This window comes from Streptomyces sp. JH002 (assembly GCF_050916115.1).
GTDB lineage: Bacteria > Actinomycetota > Actinomycetes > Streptomycetales > Streptomycetaceae > Streptomyces > Streptomyces xiamenensis.
Genome location: NZ_CP087989.1, coordinates 4,486,427 through 4,503,204, shown reverse-complemented (window position 1 = coordinate 4,503,204; position 16,778 = coordinate 4,486,427). Strand labels below are relative to the sequence as shown.

Here is a 16,778-nt window from a genome sequence, read left to right as displayed (position 1 = left end):
TGAGTCTGACATGCGCGCGGTGGCCCGGTTACGCGCGCCCCCGGCGACCCGCGATGCGCCAGGCGGCGGGCAGCGCGCCCATCGCGAGGGCCGCCTTGAGGGCGTCACCGATGAGGAACGGCACCAGACCGGCAGCCATGGCCTCGCCCGCCGACATACCGGTGGCCAGCGCCAGGTAGGGCACGCCGATCGCGTACGTGACGGCCATGCCCGCCACCATCGTCCCGGCGGTCCGCAGCACCGTACGGTCCCCACCGCGCCGCGCCAGCTCACCGACGACGGCGGCGGCGACGGTCATCCCGATGATGTAGCCGAAGGACGGCATCCCGAACCCGGAGGACGCCTCCGCGAACCACGGCATCCCGGCCATGCCGGCCAGCGCGTACAGCAGCATCGACAGCAGGGCGCGGGCGGGGCCGAGCGAGACACCGACGAGCAGGGCGGCGAACGTCTGGCCGGTCACCGGCACGGGCGACCCCGGAACGGGCAGCGCTATCTGCGCGGCGACCCCGGTCAACGCGGCGCCACCCACGACCAGTGCCACATCCTGCACCCGGGCCCGGGAGAGGGTCGGGGCGGGCAACAGATCCGCGAGTACAGCGGTGCTCATATACATCCTCCAAAGAACGAAATCCCCCACCCCCTATCCGACCCCACCCCACCCACCCGGAACAAGAGCCCAATCCACTGCCCGAACCCCTCCCCTCTTATCCACACCCCACAACACGCACCGAACACCTCGCACGTGGAGGCGCCCCGGCACGGCGCGATGCGCCCCCACGATCCGTTGTTGGCGCCCGACCACCGCCCCTAGGATTGATGTGACACCGACCACAGATCATCACGATGAGTGGAGGAACCATGGCACGCCCATGGGAGGCGGATCCCACCGCCTCGTTCGCACGACGGTTAGGCAAGACGGCCCAGGAACTGGGCAATTCGGAGGACGAGGAAAAGTGCCCCGACATCTGGCAGCTCGACAACGGGGACGTGGCGATCATCGGCCGGGACCTGACGGCCGCCTATGACTCCCGGCTTCCGGCCGGCGTCCGGCTCGGCCCGGACGAACGCCTGGTGATCATCCCCGGCAACATGCTCAGCGCGGCGAAGCCGGACATCCCCGATGCTTGATCTCCAGCTCCCCGCCCTCGATCCGGCGCGGGGCACACGGCTCGACGACGACGACTATGTGAGCGACTTCCGGCGACGGGCGGCGGACATCCGCGACGGCTCCTCCTGGAAACTCGAACGGCTCCAGCACTTCGAAGAGGACAGCCCCAGCCGCGAGGCCCTGCGCCGCGGGGACTGGGAAGGCGCCCTGCGCCTGCTGGAGGACCGCAGGGAGCGCCTGGCGAGGACCCGGCGCGAGCGGCAGAAGCGTGGCTACGTCTTCCACCGGGTCCGGGTGGTCGAACAGCCCCTCACGCCCTACGTGCGGTGGGAGCTTCATTCGCTCTCCCTGGGGGCCGAGTACGGTACCCCGGCCCGGGTGGTCGACGCCGACACGGTGGGCGACCTGGAGCACGACGGCCCGCTTCCCGAGATCGTGGTACTGGGTGACGGAACGCTCTATCTCATCCACTACACCGCCGGCGGCACCTTCACGTACGCGACCCGGTTCACCGACCCCGGGCTGGTCACTCCCTGGGAAGGGCTCATCCGCAGGCTCTTCGCCGACGGCGAGGACGTTTCCTCCTACCTGGCGCGGGAAGTGGCGGCGACGCCACGCCCGAGGCTGACAGCGGATCCCGAATCGGGGTAAGCGTTCTCCATGCGCAACGAAGAGGGGAACGAGGAGAACCGCACGGTTCCCGGCAGCACGCATTCCGAACTGTCGGGAACCACCCGGGACGCGGTCCAGGCCGGTCGGATCAGCGGCGGCGTGCACTTCCACGACCACGGCGGAGGCCGGGCCCGGAACGAGGACGACGTGCCGCGGCAACTGCTGGCCGACGTCCGCGGGTTCGTCAACCGGGTGCACGAGCTCGCCGAGCTCAACGCCGTACTGCCCGGCGAGGACGGCGCTCCCCTCGTGGTTTCGGTGTGCCTCATCGCCGGAACGGCCGGCGCCGGCAAGACCTCGCTGGCCCTGCACTGGGCGCACCACATCAGAGAACGGTTCCCCGACGGCCAGCTCTACATCAATCTGCGCGGCTACGACGCGGGGGAACCGATCACCGCCCACGAGGCGCTGCGCCGGTTCCTCGCCGCGCTGGGCGTTCCGGCGAGCGGGGTCCCGGAGGACACCGAGGCGGCGTCGGCGCTCTTCCGGTCACGGCTGGCCGACCGCCGGATGCTCATCGTCCTCGACAACGCCGCCTCCGTCGCTCAGGTACGGCCGCTGCTTCCGGGCCACGGGCAGGCTCTGGTCATCGTCACCAGCCGGGGCAGGCTGTCCGGGCTCGCCATACGGGACGGAGCGCGCCGCCTCACGCTGGGCACGCTGCCCGAACACGAGGCGGTCGCTCTGCTCCGCACGGTCACCGCCGGGTACCGGCCGGCGGATGACGCGGAGAAGCTCGCCGAACTGGCCCGGCTGTGCGCGCGGCTGCCTCTGGCCCTGCGGATCGCCGCCGAGCGAGCCGCCGGTCATCCGCACATGAGCCTGGATGACCTGATCGCCGACCTGCGGGACGAGTCGGCGCTGTGGGACGCGCTGAGCACCGACGACGAGGAGGAGGCCGAGGCCGTCCGCACCGTTTTCGCCTGGTCCTACCGCGTGCTGTCCGCTGAGGCCGCCCGGCTGTTCCGGCTGCTCGGTCTGCACCCGGCCCGTGAGTTCGGCATCGAGTCGGTGGCGGCGCTGGCCGGGGTCAGCGTGCGGCGCACGCGCCAACTGCTGGATGTCCTTGTCAGCGCCCATCTGCTGGAACAGACCGCGCCCGACCGCTACGAGTTCCACGACCTGCTGCGCGCCTACGCCACCAATCAGGCCCAGCAGGATGAGCCGCCGCACAGCCGGGCCGAGGCGCTGCGCCAGGTACTCCACTGGTATCTGCGGTCCGCCGAGGCGGCCAGGGGCTGGCTCAAGCCCGGTCCGGCCGAGCCGACTCCGCCGGCTCTCTTTCCCGACTATGACGCCGCCGTCAACTGGGCCGAGCGGGAGCACGAGAACTTTCTGCCGGTCGTCCGGGCCGCCGAGGCAGCCGGTGAGGACGCCTTCGCGGGGCGGCTCGCGGCGGTGCTGTGGGGGGCCAAGGCGCCCTCCGCGACGGTGCATGCCTGGCTGACCATCGCGGAGATCGGGCTCGTCGCCGTGCGAAGGCTCGGCGACCGGGCGGGTGAGGCCGAACTGCTGGAGTACCAGGGCATGGGACACGCCCGGATCAACCTGCTGGCGGAGTCCCGGCGCTGCCACGAGCGGGCGTTGGAGATCCGCCGGGAATCCGGCGACCGGCGCGGGGAGGCGGCATCGCTGAACCTGCTGGGCATCGTCGAGTTGCGCCGGCGGCGACTGGCCGCCGCGGAGGATTTCTTCTCCCGGGCGGGCGCGGTGTTCGGGGAGCTCGGCGAGCGGCACCGGGCGGCCATGTCCCTGTCGAACCTGTCGAGCACCCGCTTCGACGCGGGCAAGCTGGAGGAGGCGGAGGCCGACGCCCGCCAGGCCCTGGAGATCCACCGGGATCTCGGTGCCCGGCGCAGTGTGGGCAACGCGCTGAACCAGCTGAGCGCGATCCACTGCGAGCGCGGTGAGGCGGCGGCAGCCCTGGCGACCGCGCAGGAAGCCGTGGAACTGGCGCTCGATCTGCGCAATGACGGCCTTGAGGGATATTGGCTGATCAGCCTCGGGGACGCGCAGCGGGAGAGCGGACAGCTGGACGAGGCGCTGGCGTCCTACCACCGCTCGGCGAGCCTGCACCGGCGGCTGGGCGACCGCAGTCGGGAGGCGATGGCCTGGGCGGGGGCCGGGGAGACGTACCTGCGGTGGGGACGGGAGAGGGAGGCCGCCGACTTCTTCCGGCGGGCGGCGGCGGTCCACCGGGAACTGGGCGACACCTGGTACGAAGCGCTGGCCCTGGACCGGTTGGCCGAAGCGATGGCTGCGGAGGCCCCCGACCGGGCGGCGGAACACCGCCGCGCTGCACTGGGGCTGCTGGAGGACTATCCGGACCCCCGCGCCACCGCGATGCGCCGACGGCTCGCCACCGATCTGGAGGGGACCTTGGGTTAGGCGTTCCGCACCGAGGGGGTGACAGTCCGGGCCCGCTCGTGCAGGGAACGGGCGTGGGAGTTCCTCAGATGGGGCTGGATGAGGCGGTACATCTCCCGGATGTGCGCGTCGACCCTCCCGGAGTGCACAAGCGGGTAGTCATCAAGAACGCGGCCCCAGGAAGAGCAGGCCGCTTCCAGGTGGCCGACCGTCAGTTGCCGCTCCGCGAGTTTGGCGTTGAACCGAAGGCCGCTTCTCCTTCTGTCGCTGCTGTCCCGCAGGTGGAAGTGGGTCTGGAGGGAACGGATACTTCCAGGTGTGTCGCCCAACTCGTGCTGAACCTCGGCGGTGTGCAGGGCCACGGTGGCGGGCGAGTAGCCCCCGAACGTGGGCGCCTGGCTGGTGGCCTTGTCCATGGCGACTTCGGTCTCGCGCAGCAGACGCAGCGCCTGCTCCTTTTCACCGTTCATCGCGTGGGCGTGGGCCTGCTGCCCCGTGAGGAACGCGCGCATGCGGGGCCCGGCGGCGGGCGCCGCCGCAGCCGCCGCATCCGCGAACCGCACCGCCGCACCGCCGTGCCCGAGATCGGCGGCGTGGACGGACATGCCGCGCAGGATGTGGCAGTAGGTGGAGTGATCCCCGGCCGCGCCCGCCAACTCCAGGCCCTTGACGTAGTAGCGCTGCGCGAGCCCGTTCCTGCCCTCGTCCATCGCCATCCAGCCGGTGACGTAGCAGAGGAAGGATGCCGCCGCCATCATCTTGGCGCGCACCGCCTCCGCCGCGTCCGCCCGCAGGTAGGGGCCCACCGTGTTGACCAGAAAGGCCGCCGCCATGGGGCGGGCATGCCGTCCGCCGAAATCGTCATCGAGTTCGGAGAGGCGTTCCGTCATCGCCATCACCGTGTCGACATCCGTCATCCCGATGCGCCGCGCCTCGCCGGACTGCGCGGCTTCCATCCGGCCGGCCACATCGGGCCAGTCCGGCACGGCGAGGGCAACGGAGAAGAGCCCCACACCGAGCACTCCACGGCGGGACGGATCCATGTCCTGCCTCCCGAGGTCGATCAGCCCTTCCACGGTATTCGGCTGAGAGCCGGCCTCGCCAGGGATGGGCGGGAATCCGGCCTCCACCGCCGCCACCGGCCGTCCCAGTCTGCGCGCCAGCGCTTCGAGGACCAGCGGGCGGACGGGCGGCATCGGCAGGCCGCCCGCCAGCCATTGGTGGACGGACGGCTCCCGGTATCTCAGCGGCGTGCCGTGTTCCGTACCGAGCCGGTTGACCGCCTGGGCGAACTGGCGGAGGGTCCAACCCGCTTCACGGTGCAAACGGCCGAGTGACGCGTTCGGTACGGGATGCGACATGATCCGCGGCTCCCAGGGGACTTAAAGCTCTTCAGTGCGCATTCCCGGACCACGCTACCGCTCTCCGCGACCGGACGGTTACTTCTGGCAAGTGAAGGTACTGCCGCGCGACCGGAGGAGATTCGATGACGACAGATCAGCACGACGGCCCGCCGCCCCCGCCCGATGTCGGGTCGCTGGTGCGCGACACGTGGAACGGACGGATCGGGGTGGTCATGGACCGGGTCGGTGGGCGGGTCGCGGTGCGGCCGCAGGGTGGCGGCGTGGAGTGGTTCGCGCTGCCGGGGGATCTGGAGGCGGTGGCGCTGTCGGAGGGGTTGTCTCAGCCGGTGCGTGAGGCCAACGCCCGGAGCCGGGGCGGGCGCCGGTGACGCCGCGTACGCCGTCTCCCGCGCAGGTGTGGCTGCGTACCGGCCTGTTCGCCGGCTGGGCGCGGAACGGGGCGTGTTCCATGTGCCGGGCCGGGGACGTGCCGACGGTCTGGGCCGGGTCGGTGGCCGGGTTCGGGCGGTCCCGGGCGGTGCACGCGTGCGTCCCGTGCATGACCACGCTGATCCGCTTCGTGCACGGCGAGGTCGCCTCGCCGTGCGGGCCGACCCGTTACGGAGTGGGCTTCGCCCGGCTGCGGCGGTCCGGATCTCGTCCAAGGGGCGGGGTCTGCGCGGCGGCCGGCCTGGTGACGCTCAGCCTGCTCGCCACCTTGGTGAGTGTCATCGGCACCCGCTGAGGGGATAGATGCTGCTAACTTGTTGTTGCAAGTCTTATGCAATTACTCGAGCGAGACGGGCAAGGCACCGGCATGGCCACCTACACGCTTCCTGAGCTGCCGTACGACTACTCCTCCCTGGAGCCGGTCATCAGCGGGGAGATCATCGAGCTGCACCACGACAAGCACCACGCCGCCTACGTCAAAGGCGCCAACGACACCCTCGACCAGCTCGCCGAGGCGCGGGAGAAGGATCAGTGGGGGAACGTCACCGGACTGGAGAAGAACCTCGCGTTCCACCTCTCCGGGCACATCCTGCACTCCATCTACTGGCGCAACATGACCGGTGACGGCGGCGGGGAGCCGCTGGAGAAGGACGGAACCGGGGAGCTGGCCGACGCCATCGCCGAGTCGTTCGGGTCCTTCGCGCGCTTCAAGGCGCAGCTGTCCAAGGCGTCCGCCACCACCCAGGGCTCGGGCTGGGGCGTGCTGGCCTACGAGCCGCTCAGCGGCCGGCTGGTCGTCGAGCAGGTCTACGACCACCAGGGGAACATCGGCCAGGGGTCCGTCCCGATCCTCGTCTTCGACGCCTGGGAGCACGCCTTCTACCTCCAGTACCGCAACCAGAAGGTCGACTTCGTCGAGGCCATGTGGCGCGTCGTCAACTGGCAGGACGTCGCCGCCCGCTACACCGCCGCCAAGGCCGGCGGCGGCAAGCTCCTGCCCGGCTGATCGTCTTCTCACCGTTTCACCGGGCAGGTGAAAAAGAGCGGCCCCCGCGTGCCACATACGCGGGGGCCGTTCAGCTTCTCGGGCGGGAGGGCCTCAGTCGAACTGCGGACTCGCGTCCCGGGTGCGCTTGATCTCGTAGAAGCCCGGGGTGCTCGCCACCAGCAGCGTGCCGTCCCACAGCCGCGCCGCCGCCTCGCCCTTGGGGGCGGGGGTCACCACGGGGCCGAAGAACGCGATCTGCTCGCCGTCCGCGCCCGGCACCGCGATCACCGGGGTCCCCACGTCCTGGCCCACCAGGTCGATGCCGGCCTTGTGCGAGGCGCGCAGCGCCGTGTCGTACGCGTCGGTGTCCCCCGCGTCCGCCAGCTCCACCGGCAGGCCGGCCTCCTCCAGGGCCTCGACGATCGTCTCCTTGGTGCGCGGCTTCTCCTGAAGGTGGAAGCGGGTGCCAAGCGCCGTGTACAGCGGGCCGAGCACCTCGCTGCCGAACCGCTCCTCGGCCGCGATCAGCACCCGCACCGGGGCCCAGGCGGTCTCCATCGCCTTCGCGTACCGCTCGGGGAGTTCGTCCTTGCGGGGCTCGTTCAGCACCGCCAGGCTCATCACGTGCCAGCGCACCTCCACCGGCCGTACCTTCTCCACCTCCAGCATCCAGCGCGACGTGAGCCACGCCCACGGACACATCGGGTCGAACCAGAAATCGGCGGGGGTCTTCTCCGACATGGCCTCGGCTCCTCCACAAGTGACGGTTGTTGCCGCTACAACCTCACCATCCCCGGACGCATTCCCGGTACCCGCCGGTGATCGCACGGCCCCATGACATGCTGGCCGGGCCCCTTCCGTATGCCAGACATGAGGAGAAACGTCGTGCCCGGAGAGAACCTGACCCGCAACGAGGCGGGCGTACGGTCCCGGCTGCTGACCGTGCACGGGTACGAGGTGGTCCTGGACGTACGCGACGCGGCCGGTCCGGCACCCGCCTCCGGGCCCCGTACGTTCCGCTCCACCACCACCATCCGCTTCTCCTGCGCCGAGGAGGGTGCGGACACCTTCGCCGATCTCATCGCCCCGCACGTCCACTCGGTGACGCTGAACGGGGAGTCGCTCAACGTCGACCGCGTCTTCGACGGCACCCGCGTGCGGCTGGACGGTCTGCGCGCGGAGAACGAGCTGATCGTCGACGCCCGCTGCGCCTACAGCCGCACCGGTGAGGGCCTGCACCACTTCACCGACCCCGAGGACGGCGAGACCTACCTCTACACCCAGTACGAGCCGGCCGACGCCCGCCGGGTGTTCGCCAACTTCGAGCAGCCGGACCTCAAGGCGCCCTACGCCTTCACGGTGCTCGCCCCGCAGGAGTGGGTGGTGCTCAGCAACGGCGCCGCCACCGGCGAGTCGGTGCCCCCGGAGGGCGGCGGCACGCGGCACACGTTCGCGACCACCAAGCCCATCTCCACCTACATCACCGCCGTGCTGGCCGGCCCGTACCACCAGGTGCGCGACCACTACTCCCGCACCCTCGCCGACGGCACCACGCTGGAGATCCCGCTCGGCGCGCTGTGCCGCAAGGGGCTCGCCAAGCACTTCGACCCGGACGAGATCTTCGCGACCACGAAGGCCGGTCTGGACTTCTTCCACGACCACTTCGACTTCCCCTACCCCTTCGGGAAGTACGACCAGGCGTTCGTGCCCGAGTACAACCTCGGCGCCATGGAGAACCCGGGCCTGGTGACCTTCCGCGAGGAGTACGTCTTCCGCGGCCGCACCACCCGCGCCGCCTACCAGGCCCGCGCCAACACCCTGCTGCACGAGATGGCCCACATGTGGTTCGGCGATCTCGTCACCATGGAGTGGTGGGACGACCTGTGGCTCAAGGAGTCCTTCGCCGACTTCATGGGCGCCTACGCCTCGCACGGCGCCACCCGCTTCGACGAGGCGTGGATCACCTTCGCCAACCGCCGCAAGGCCTGGGCGTACCGCGCCGACCAGCTGCCCTCCACGCACCCGATCACCGCGGACATCCGCGACCTGCAGGACGCCAAGCTCAACTTCGACGGCATCACCTACGCCAAGGGCGCCTCCGTCCTCAAGCAGTTGGTGGCGTACGCCGGCGAGGACGCGTTCCTGGAGGGTGCGCGGCGCTACTTCAAGCGGCACGCCTACGGCAACACCCGGCTGTCGGACCTGCTGTCGGTGCTCACCGAGACCTCCGGCCGGGACATGGCCGAGTGGGCGCGGGCCTGGCTGCAGACCGCCGGGCTCAACTCCCTCACCCCGCGCCTGCGGCACGACGCGGACGGCCGGATCGCCGAGCTGGCCATCGAGCAGGACGCGCCGCAGGACCACCCGACGCTGCGCCCGCACCGGGTGCAGGTCGGGCTCTACCGGCTGGCGGAGGGCGGGCGGCTCGTACGGTACGCGGCGGCCGGCGTCGATGTGGCCGACGCGCTGACGGTGGTGGACGCGCTGGTGGGCGCGGAGCGGCCCGATCTGGTGCTGGTCAACGACGAGGACCTGACGTACTGCAAGACCCGCTTCGACCCGGCCTCGCTGGAGACCCTGCGCGAGCATCTGGGCGACATCGAGGACCCGCTGGCCCGCGCGCTGTGCTGGTCGGCGCTGTGGAACCTGACCCGGGACGGGCTGCTGCCGGCCGCCGACTTCCTGACGCTGGTGCGCCGGTTCGGCGGCGCCGAGACGCAGATCGGCGTGCTCCAGATGGTGCTCAGCTGGGCCGACTCGGCGCTGGAGTGGTACCTGCCGCGGGCGCGGCGCGCGGAGGCGGCGGCCGAGCTGGCGCGGGCGGCCGGGGAGGAGCTGCGGCGTGCCGAGCCGGGCGGTGACCACCAGCTGGCCTGGGCGCGGTTCTTCGCCGGCCGGGCGGACTCCGATGCGGACTTCGCGCTGCTGGAGGGGCTGCTGTCCGGCAAGGAGCGGATCGAGGGTCTGGTCGTCGATCAGGAGCTGCGCTGGACGATGCTGCTGCCGCTGGCCGCGCACGGGCGGATCGGCGAGGCGGAGCTGGCGCGGGAGCTGACGCGTGACGACACCGCCTCGGGCCGCCGCCATCAGGTGCGCTGCCTGGCCGCGCGGCCCTCGGCCGAGGTGAAGGAGGCCGCCTGGGCGGCGGTGGTGGAATCCGACGCGCTGTCCAACGCGCTGGTGGAGGCCACCATCGACGGCTTCGCGCGGCCGGGTCACCGGGAGCTGCTGGCGCCGTTCACCGCCCGCTACTTCGAGGTGATCGAGCGGGTGTGGGAGCAGCGGTCGATCGAGATCGCCATGTCGGTGGTGCGCGGTCTGTTCCCGGGCCCGCAGCAGGACCGGGCGACGCTGGAGGCCACCGACGCGTGGCTGAGTGCCCATCAGGAGGCGGCCCCGGCGCTGCGCCGGCTGGTGCTGGAGCAGCGGGACGATCTGCACCGGGCGCTGCGGGCGCAGGAGGCGCAGGAATCCCGGGAGGCGCACGGAGCGTAACCGGCGCTCCGCTGGCGGATGGACGCCCGCAACGGCCTGGGCCGGGGCGGGCGTTCCCATTTTTTAGGGGTTTTACGACCCTTTTGCGGTGATCCTCGCGCGTAGATACCCCGGGCACGATTTCTTCAATCGTCCATGACAGGAATGCGACAACTATCTTGTAAAGCCATTACATCAAGTGATCATTTACGTATGATGACCGGTCATCCGGTTCCGGAATCCGAACAAGGATGCCCATGTCTCATACTTCTCCCCTGTTCCCCCCTGCCACCGGCAGGAGACGCTCGGCACGGGCCGCCCGGGTGGCGCTCGCCGCCGGGCTGGTGAGCGCGCTGGCCGTCACGGGTGCGCTGCCCGCCTTCGCCGCCGAGAGCGACGCGCTCACCCGTTCGGCCGCCGACAAGCCGATCGACGAAAAGTTCGGCACCCATGACGCCACGCTGCTCGCCGAGGCCAAGGCCGCGGGCGAGCCGCACGTCACCCTGATGATCGCCACCGAGCCCGGCCAGACCGACGAGGTCAGCGACGCGCTCGACGCCATCCGGGGTGCCTCCGTCGGCTACACCCTCGACGAGATCGGCTACGTCCGCGCCACCGTGCGCACCGGCGCCGCCGACGAGGCCATCGACGAGGCGCGGGCGCTGTCCTCCGTGTACGCGATCGACCTCAACGAGGAGATCCAGGTACCGGACCCGCTGCCCGACACGGAGCTCGGCCGCGGCCACGGCCCCGGCGGCGGCAACGGAACGTCCTACCAGGCGCCCGACGCCACCACCAAGGCCGCCAACCCGTACCAGCCCTCGCACGAGACGGGCGCCGTCGACTTCGTCAAGCAGAACAAGAAGTACGACGGCCGCGGCATCACCATCGGCATCCTGGACACCGGTGTCGACCTCGCCCACCCCTCCCTCCAGGAGACCACCACCGGCGAGCGCAAGGTCACCGACTGGGTCACCGCCACCGACCCGATCATCGACAGCGACGGCTCCTGGCGCCCGATGACCACCGCGGTCTCCGGCGAGACCTTCAGCTACAACGGCCGCGACTACAAGGCCCCGGCGGGCGACTACTACGTCTCGATCTTCCGGGAGAACATCGCCGCCGGTGAGCTGGGCGGCGACGTCAACCGCGACGGCCGCACCGACGGCGCCTGGGCCGTGCTGTACGACCCGGCGGCCGGCACCGTGCGGGTGGACCTGAACGACGACGGCGACTTCACCGACGAAGCCGAGATGAAGCCGTACCGCGAGAACCACGACATCGGCTACTTCGGCACCGACAACCCGGACACCGAGATCGCCGAGTCCGTCCCGTTCGTGGTGGAGATCCGCGAGGACGTCCCCATGGACCCCTACGGCGGTGACTGGATCGGCGAGACCCGCGACTTCGTCAACATCGGCATCGTCTCCGGGCGGCACGGCACCCACGTCGCCGGCATCACCGCCGCCAACAGCCTGTTCGGCGGCCAGATGAACGGCGCCGCCCCCGGCGCGCAGGTCGTCTCCTCGCGCGCCTGCCGCTTCAACGGCGGCTGCACCGCCACCGCCATGTTCGAGGGCATGATCGACCTCGTCGTCAACCGCGACGTGGACCTCGTCAATGTCTCCATCGGCGGCCTGCCCGCGCTCAACGACGGCAACAACGCCCGCGCCCGGGTGTACAGCGAGCTGATCGACACCTACGACGTCCAGCTGTTCATCTCGGCCGGCAACGACGGCCCGGGTGTCAACACCGTCTCCGACCCCTCGGTCGCCGAGAAGGTCGTCAGCGTCGGCGCCGCCATCTCCAAGGAGACCTGGGCCGCCAACTACGGCTCCGGCGTGACCAAGAAGTACGCCATGCTGCCGTTCTCCTCGGCGGGACCGCGCGCCGACGGCGGCTTCAAGCCCACCATCACCGGGCCCGGCGCCTCCATCAACACCATCCCGACCTGGCAGCCCGGGGCGCCGGTCGCCGAGGCGGGCTACGCGCTGCCGCCCGGCTACGGGATGCTCCAGGGCACCTCGATGTCCTCGCCGCAGGTGGCGGGCGCGGCGGCGCTGCTGCTGTCCGGTGCCAAGCAGCGCGGCATCGAGCTGTCGGCCGCCGACCTGCGCACCGCGCTGACCTCCTCGGCCGACCCCATCTCCGGGGTGCAGGCGCACGAGCAGGGCGCGGGCCTGATGGACACCGTCGCCGCGTGGAAGCTCATCACCAAGGGCGCCACCGCGCACGAGTACACCGTCAAGGCGCCGGTGAGCAGCGATCTGGCCGAGTTCCTGGCCACCCCGGGCTTCGGCACCGGCGTGTACGACCGCGAGACCGCCCCCAAGGTCGGTGAGCGCAAGACGTACGACATCACCCTCACCCGTACCAGCGGCCCCAACCGCAACGTCCAGCACAAGCTGACCCTGGACAACAACCACGACAAGACCTTCTCGCTGGTCGGCAGCAGCTCCGTCTCGCTGCCGCTCAACAAGCCGGTCACCGTCAAGGTGCAGGCCAAGCCGCGCTCGGCCGGGGCGCACAGCGTGCTGCTGGGTGTGGACGACCGCTCCACCAAGGGCGTGGACCTCCAGGTCCTGAGCACCATCCTGGTGACCGAGCAGCTCGCCGGACCCTCCTACGCGGTGACCAAGACCTCGACGGTGCAGCGCAACGCCAGCACCTCGTACTTCATCAAGGTCCCCGAGGGCACCAAGAGCCTTGAGGTCAAGCTGGACGGTCTGACCGAGGGCAGCCAGACCCGGTGGATCGCCATCACCCCGTGGGGCACGCTGGCGGACAACTCCTCCACCGTCAACTGCTACCCCAACTACACCAACCCCTCGAACACCTGCCGCCCCGACCTGCGGTCCTACGAGAACCCGACCCCGGGCGTGTGGGAGATCGAGGTCGAGGCCCGGCGCACCTCGCCGCACCTCGACAACCCGTACACGATGACCGCGACCGCCCTGGGCACCGTCTTCGAGCCCGGCACGGTCACCGTCGAGGAGGCCACCGTCGGCACCCCGCTCCCCGTGAGCTGGGAGGTCAGCAACACGCTGGCGCCGATCGAGGGTTCCCTGTCCGCCGGTGACCTGGGCTCGGTGGCCACCGACCGGCCCACCATCGAGACCGGCGCGTACCAGACCAGCACGGTCGAACTGGCCGCCGGCGTCACCCGCTTCGAGGCCGTCATCGGCGGCACCTCGGACCCGGCCGCCGACCTGGACCTGTACGTGTACCGGGACGGCACGCTGGTCGGCCAGTCGGCCTCCGGCGGCTCCGAGGAGAGCGTGGTCCTGACCAACCCGGCGGCCGGCACGTACACCGTCGAGGTGCACGCGTACGCCATCCCGTCCGGCTCCACCGCCTACGACTACCGCGACGCCTACCTCTCCCCCGAGCTGGGCACCGTGGCCGTGGACGAGGAGCAGGTCATCACGCTGGCCAGCGGCGCGAGCGCGGAGATCGACGCCGAGGTGACCGTCATCTCGGCCGCCGGTGACGCCTCCGCCGGACGCGAGTTCTTCGGCGAGGTGAAGCTGCTGAACGCCACCGGAACGGTGACGGGCAGCGGCGGGATCATCATCGAGAAGGTGAGCGGCTCCTGACCTCACCCTGACCCCACGCGGGGACGGTGAACGGCACCGGGGCGGGCGCGGCACAGGTCGCGCACCGCCCCGGTGCGCGTGGCCCGTGGAAGGATGACCGGACGGAGTACAGGAGTACACACGTGTACGTGAAGGAGAACTGGTGCCTGGCACGAATCTGACCCGCGAAGAGGCCCAGGAGCGGGCCCGGCTGCTGAGCGTGGAGAGCTACACCATCGCGCTCGATCTCTCCGGTGCCCAGGAGGGCGGCACCTTCCGCTCCGAGACGACCGTGCACTTCACAGCGCGCGAGGCCGGGGCGAGCTTCATCGATCTGGTGGCCCCCTCGGTCAGCCATGTGGCGCTCAACGGGGAGGTGCTGCCGGCCTCGGACGTCTTCGCCGACTCCCGGATCGTGCTGCCGCACGTGGCGCAGGGCCACAACGAGCTGGTGGTGGTCGCCGACTGCGCGTACACCAACTCGGGCGAGGGCCTGCACCGGTTCGTGGACCCGGTGGACGAGCAGGCTTACCTGTACACGCAGTTCGAGGTGCCGGACGCGCGGCGGGTGTTCGCCTGCTTCGAGCAGCCCGACCTGAAGGCGTCGTTCCAGTTCACCGTGCGGGCACCCGAGGGCTGGACGGTCATCTCCAACTCGCCCACCCCGCAGCCCGCCGACAACGTGTGGCGGTTCGAGCCGACCCCGCGCATCTCCAGCTACATCACGGCGCTGATCGTGGGCCCGTACCACTCGGTGCACAGCAGCTGGGAGGGCCCTGAGGGGCGTTCGGTGCCGCTGGGCCTGTACTGCCGGCCCTCGCTGGCCGAACACCTCGACGCCGAGGCGATCTTCGCCGTGACCCGGCAGGGCTTCGACTGGTTCGAGGAGAAGTTCGACCACCCGTACCCGTTCGCCAAGTACGACCAGCTGTTCGTGCCGGAGTTCAACGCCGGCGCCATGGAGAACGCGGGCGCGGTCACCATCCGCGACCAGTACGTCTTCCGCTCCAAGGTGACCGACGCGGCCTACGAGATGCGGGCCGAGACGATCCTGCACGAGCTGGCCCACATGTGGTTCGGCGACCTCGTGACCATGGAGTGGTGGAATGACCTGTGGCTGAACGAGTCGTTCGCCACCTACACCTCGATCGCCTGCCAGGCGCACGCGCCGGGCAGCCGCTGGCCGCACGCCTGGACCAGCTTCGCGAACTCCATGAAGACCTGGGCGTACCGGCAGGACCAGCTGCCCTCCACCCACCCGATCATGGCCGAGATCCGTGACCTGGACGATGTCCTGGTCAACTTCGACGGCATCACCTACGCCAAGGGCGCCTCCGTCCTCAAGCAGCTGACGCGTTCTTCGCGGGCGTGCAGGCGTACTTCAAGCGGCACGCGTGGGGCAACACCCGCCTCACCGACCTGCTCAGCGCGCTGGAGGAGACCAGCGGCCGGGACCTGGGCGCCTGGTCCAAGGCCTGGCTCCAGACGGCCGGCATCAACGTGCTGCGCCCGGAGTTCACGGTGGACGGGGACGGCGCGATCACCTCGTTCGCGGTACGGCAGGAGGCCCCGGCGCTGCCGCCCGGTGCCACCGGCGAGCCGACGCTGCGCCCGCACCGGATCGCCATCGGCCTGTACGAGCTGACCGACGGCGCGCTGGTGCGGCGCGACCGGATCGAGCTGGACGTCGACGGCGAACTGACGGACGTCCCGCAGCTGGTGGGGCAGATGCGCCCGGCGGTCGTGCTGCTCAACGACGACGACCTGTCGTACGCCAAGGTGCGCCTTGACCCGGAGTCGCTGGCCGTGGTGCAGCGGCACCTGGGCGACTTCACCGAGTCGCTGCCGCGCGCGCTGAGCTGGGCCTCGGCGTGGGACATGACCCGCGACGGCGAACTGGCCACCCGCGACTACCTGGCGCTGGTGCTCTCGGGCATCGGCAAGGAGACGGACATCGGCGTGGTGCAGTCCCTGCACCGCCAGGTGTCCATGGCGCTCGCCTTCTACGCCGACCCGCAGTGGCGCGAGAGCGGGCTGCTGCGCTGGAGCGAGGCCGCCGAGCGGCACCTGGCGGAAGCGGCCCCCGGCAGCGACCACCAGCTGGCGTGGGCCCGGGCGCTGACCTCGGTGGCCCGTACGGACGAGCAACTGGCCCTGATCGCCGGGCTGCTGGACGGCACGCGGAGCGTGGAAGGGCTCGCCGTGGACACGGAGCTGCGCTGGTCGCTGCTCCAGCGGCTGGCGGCCACCGGGCGCGCGGACGAGAAGGAGATCGCGGCCGAGCTGGAGCGGGACCGCACCTCGGCGGGCGAACGGCACGCGGCGTACGCGCGGGCGGCCCGGCCGACGCGGGAGGCGAAGGCCGAGGCGTGGGCGCTGGTGGTGGAGAGCGACAAGCTGCCCAACGCCATGCAGGAGGCCGTCATCGGCGGCTTCGTCCAGGCGGACCAGCGCGAGCTGCTGGCCTCGTACACGCCGGAGTACTTCGCGGTGCTCAAGAGCGTGTGGGACTCCCGCAGCCATGAGATGGCGCAGCAGATCGCGGTCGGTCTGTACCCGGGCATCCAGGTGAGCGGGGCGACGCTGACGGAGACGGACGCGTGGCTGGAGGCGGCGAAGCCGTCGCCGGCGCTGCGGCGTCTGGTCACGGAGTCCCGGGCGGGTGTGGAACGCGCCCTGAACGCCCAGCTCGCCGACAAGGCGGCGGCCGAGGCGCAGGCGTAACGGGCCGTAGGAGAACGGGGCCACGGCCCACGGCGAAGGGGCGCCGGACCGCTCGGTCCGGCGCCCCGTCCGTG

The 16,778-nt window shown here is 70.9% G+C and carries 11 protein-coding genes and 1 pseudogene; 9 read left to right on the top strand and 3 right to left on the bottom strand.

The window, feature by feature from the left end:
• Positions 1-28: 28 nt before the first annotated feature.
• Complete coding sequence (locus H7827_RS20595; RefSeq protein ID WP_432746875.1) at positions 29-610, bottom strand: biotin transporter BioY; 582 nt, start codon at positions 608-610, stop codon at positions 29-31.
• Between the two features lie 251 nt (positions 611-861).
• Here H7827_RS20595 and H7827_RS20590 point away from each other — a divergent pair, with 251 nt between their 5' ends.
• From H7827_RS20590 to H7827_RS20580, 3 genes are read left to right on the top strand one after another with little or no spacing between them, the layout of a single operon-like run.
• On the top strand, positions 862-1,131 hold the full coding sequence (locus H7827_RS20590; protein WP_386536385.1) for a hypothetical protein: 270 nt from the start codon (positions 862-864) through the stop codon (positions 1,129-1,131).
• Positions 1,124-1,762 carry a DUF6879 family protein gene (locus H7827_RS20585; RefSeq protein WP_432746874.1) on the top strand — a complete coding sequence of 213 codons (639 nt, stop codon included), beginning with the start codon at positions 1,124-1,126 and terminating at the stop codon, positions 1,760-1,762. Before H7827_RS20590 ends, H7827_RS20585 begins: the two co-directional genes overlap by 8 nt.
• Positions 1,763-1,771: 9 nt before the next feature.
• On the top strand, positions 1,772-4,171 hold the full coding sequence (locus H7827_RS20580; protein WP_432746872.1) for an ATP-binding protein: 2,400 nt from the start codon (positions 1,772-1,774) through the stop codon (positions 4,169-4,171).
• Here H7827_RS20580 and H7827_RS20575 read toward each other — a convergent pair.
• A complete protein-coding gene (locus tag H7827_RS20575) occupies positions 4,168-5,511 on the bottom strand; it encodes a tetratricopeptide repeat protein (RefSeq protein ID WP_432746870.1) in 1,344 nt (447 codons plus the stop codon). The genes H7827_RS20580 and H7827_RS20575 overlap by 4 nt on opposite strands.
• Before the next feature lie 125 nt (positions 5,512-5,636).
• Here H7827_RS20575 and H7827_RS20570 point away from each other — a divergent pair, with 125 nt between their 5' ends.
• From H7827_RS20570 to H7827_RS20560, 3 genes are all read left to right on the top strand, one after another.
• The gene (locus H7827_RS20570) at positions 5,637-5,882 is read left to right on the top strand and encodes a hypothetical protein (protein WP_432746869.1); all 246 of its coding nucleotides are present in this window, start codon (positions 5,637-5,639) and stop codon (positions 5,880-5,882) included.
• 170 nt (positions 5,883-6,052) lie between these two features.
• A complete protein-coding gene (locus tag H7827_RS20565; RefSeq protein ID WP_432746868.1) occupies positions 6,053-6,238 on the top strand; it encodes a hypothetical protein in 186 nt (61 codons plus the stop codon).
• Between the two features lie 72 nt (positions 6,239-6,310).
• Complete coding sequence (locus H7827_RS20560; RefSeq protein ID WP_432746867.1) at positions 6,311-6,949, top strand: superoxide dismutase; 639 nt, start codon at positions 6,311-6,313, stop codon at positions 6,947-6,949.
• A 93-nt stretch (positions 6,950-7,042) separates the two neighbouring features.
• Here H7827_RS20560 and H7827_RS20555 read toward each other — a convergent pair whose 3' ends face one another.
• Positions 7,043-7,672, bottom strand: coding sequence for a DsbA family protein (locus H7827_RS20555; protein WP_030725513.1), 630 nt, complete (start codon positions 7,670-7,672; stop codon positions 7,043-7,045).
• Positions 7,673-7,816: 144 nt separating this feature from the next.
• Here H7827_RS20555 and pepN (H7827_RS20550) point away from each other — a divergent pair, with 144 nt between their 5' ends.
• From pepN (H7827_RS20550) to pepN (H7827_RS20540), 3 genes and pseudogenes are all read left to right on the top strand, one after another.
• Positions 7,817-10,426, top strand: coding sequence for an aminopeptidase N (pepN, locus tag H7827_RS20550; protein WP_432746866.1), 2,610 nt, complete (start codon positions 7,817-7,819; stop codon positions 10,424-10,426).
• A 236-nt stretch (positions 10,427-10,662) separates the two neighbouring features.
• A complete protein-coding gene (locus H7827_RS20545; protein ID WP_432746865.1) occupies positions 10,663-14,001 on the top strand; it encodes a S8 family serine peptidase in 3,339 nt (1,112 codons plus the stop codon).
• A 142-nt stretch (positions 14,002-14,143) separates the two neighbouring features.
• Positions 14,144-16,704 (top strand): annotated as a pseudogene (pepN, locus tag H7827_RS20540) (aminopeptidase N).
• The last annotated feature ends 74 nt before the right edge of the window (positions 16,705-16,778 follow it).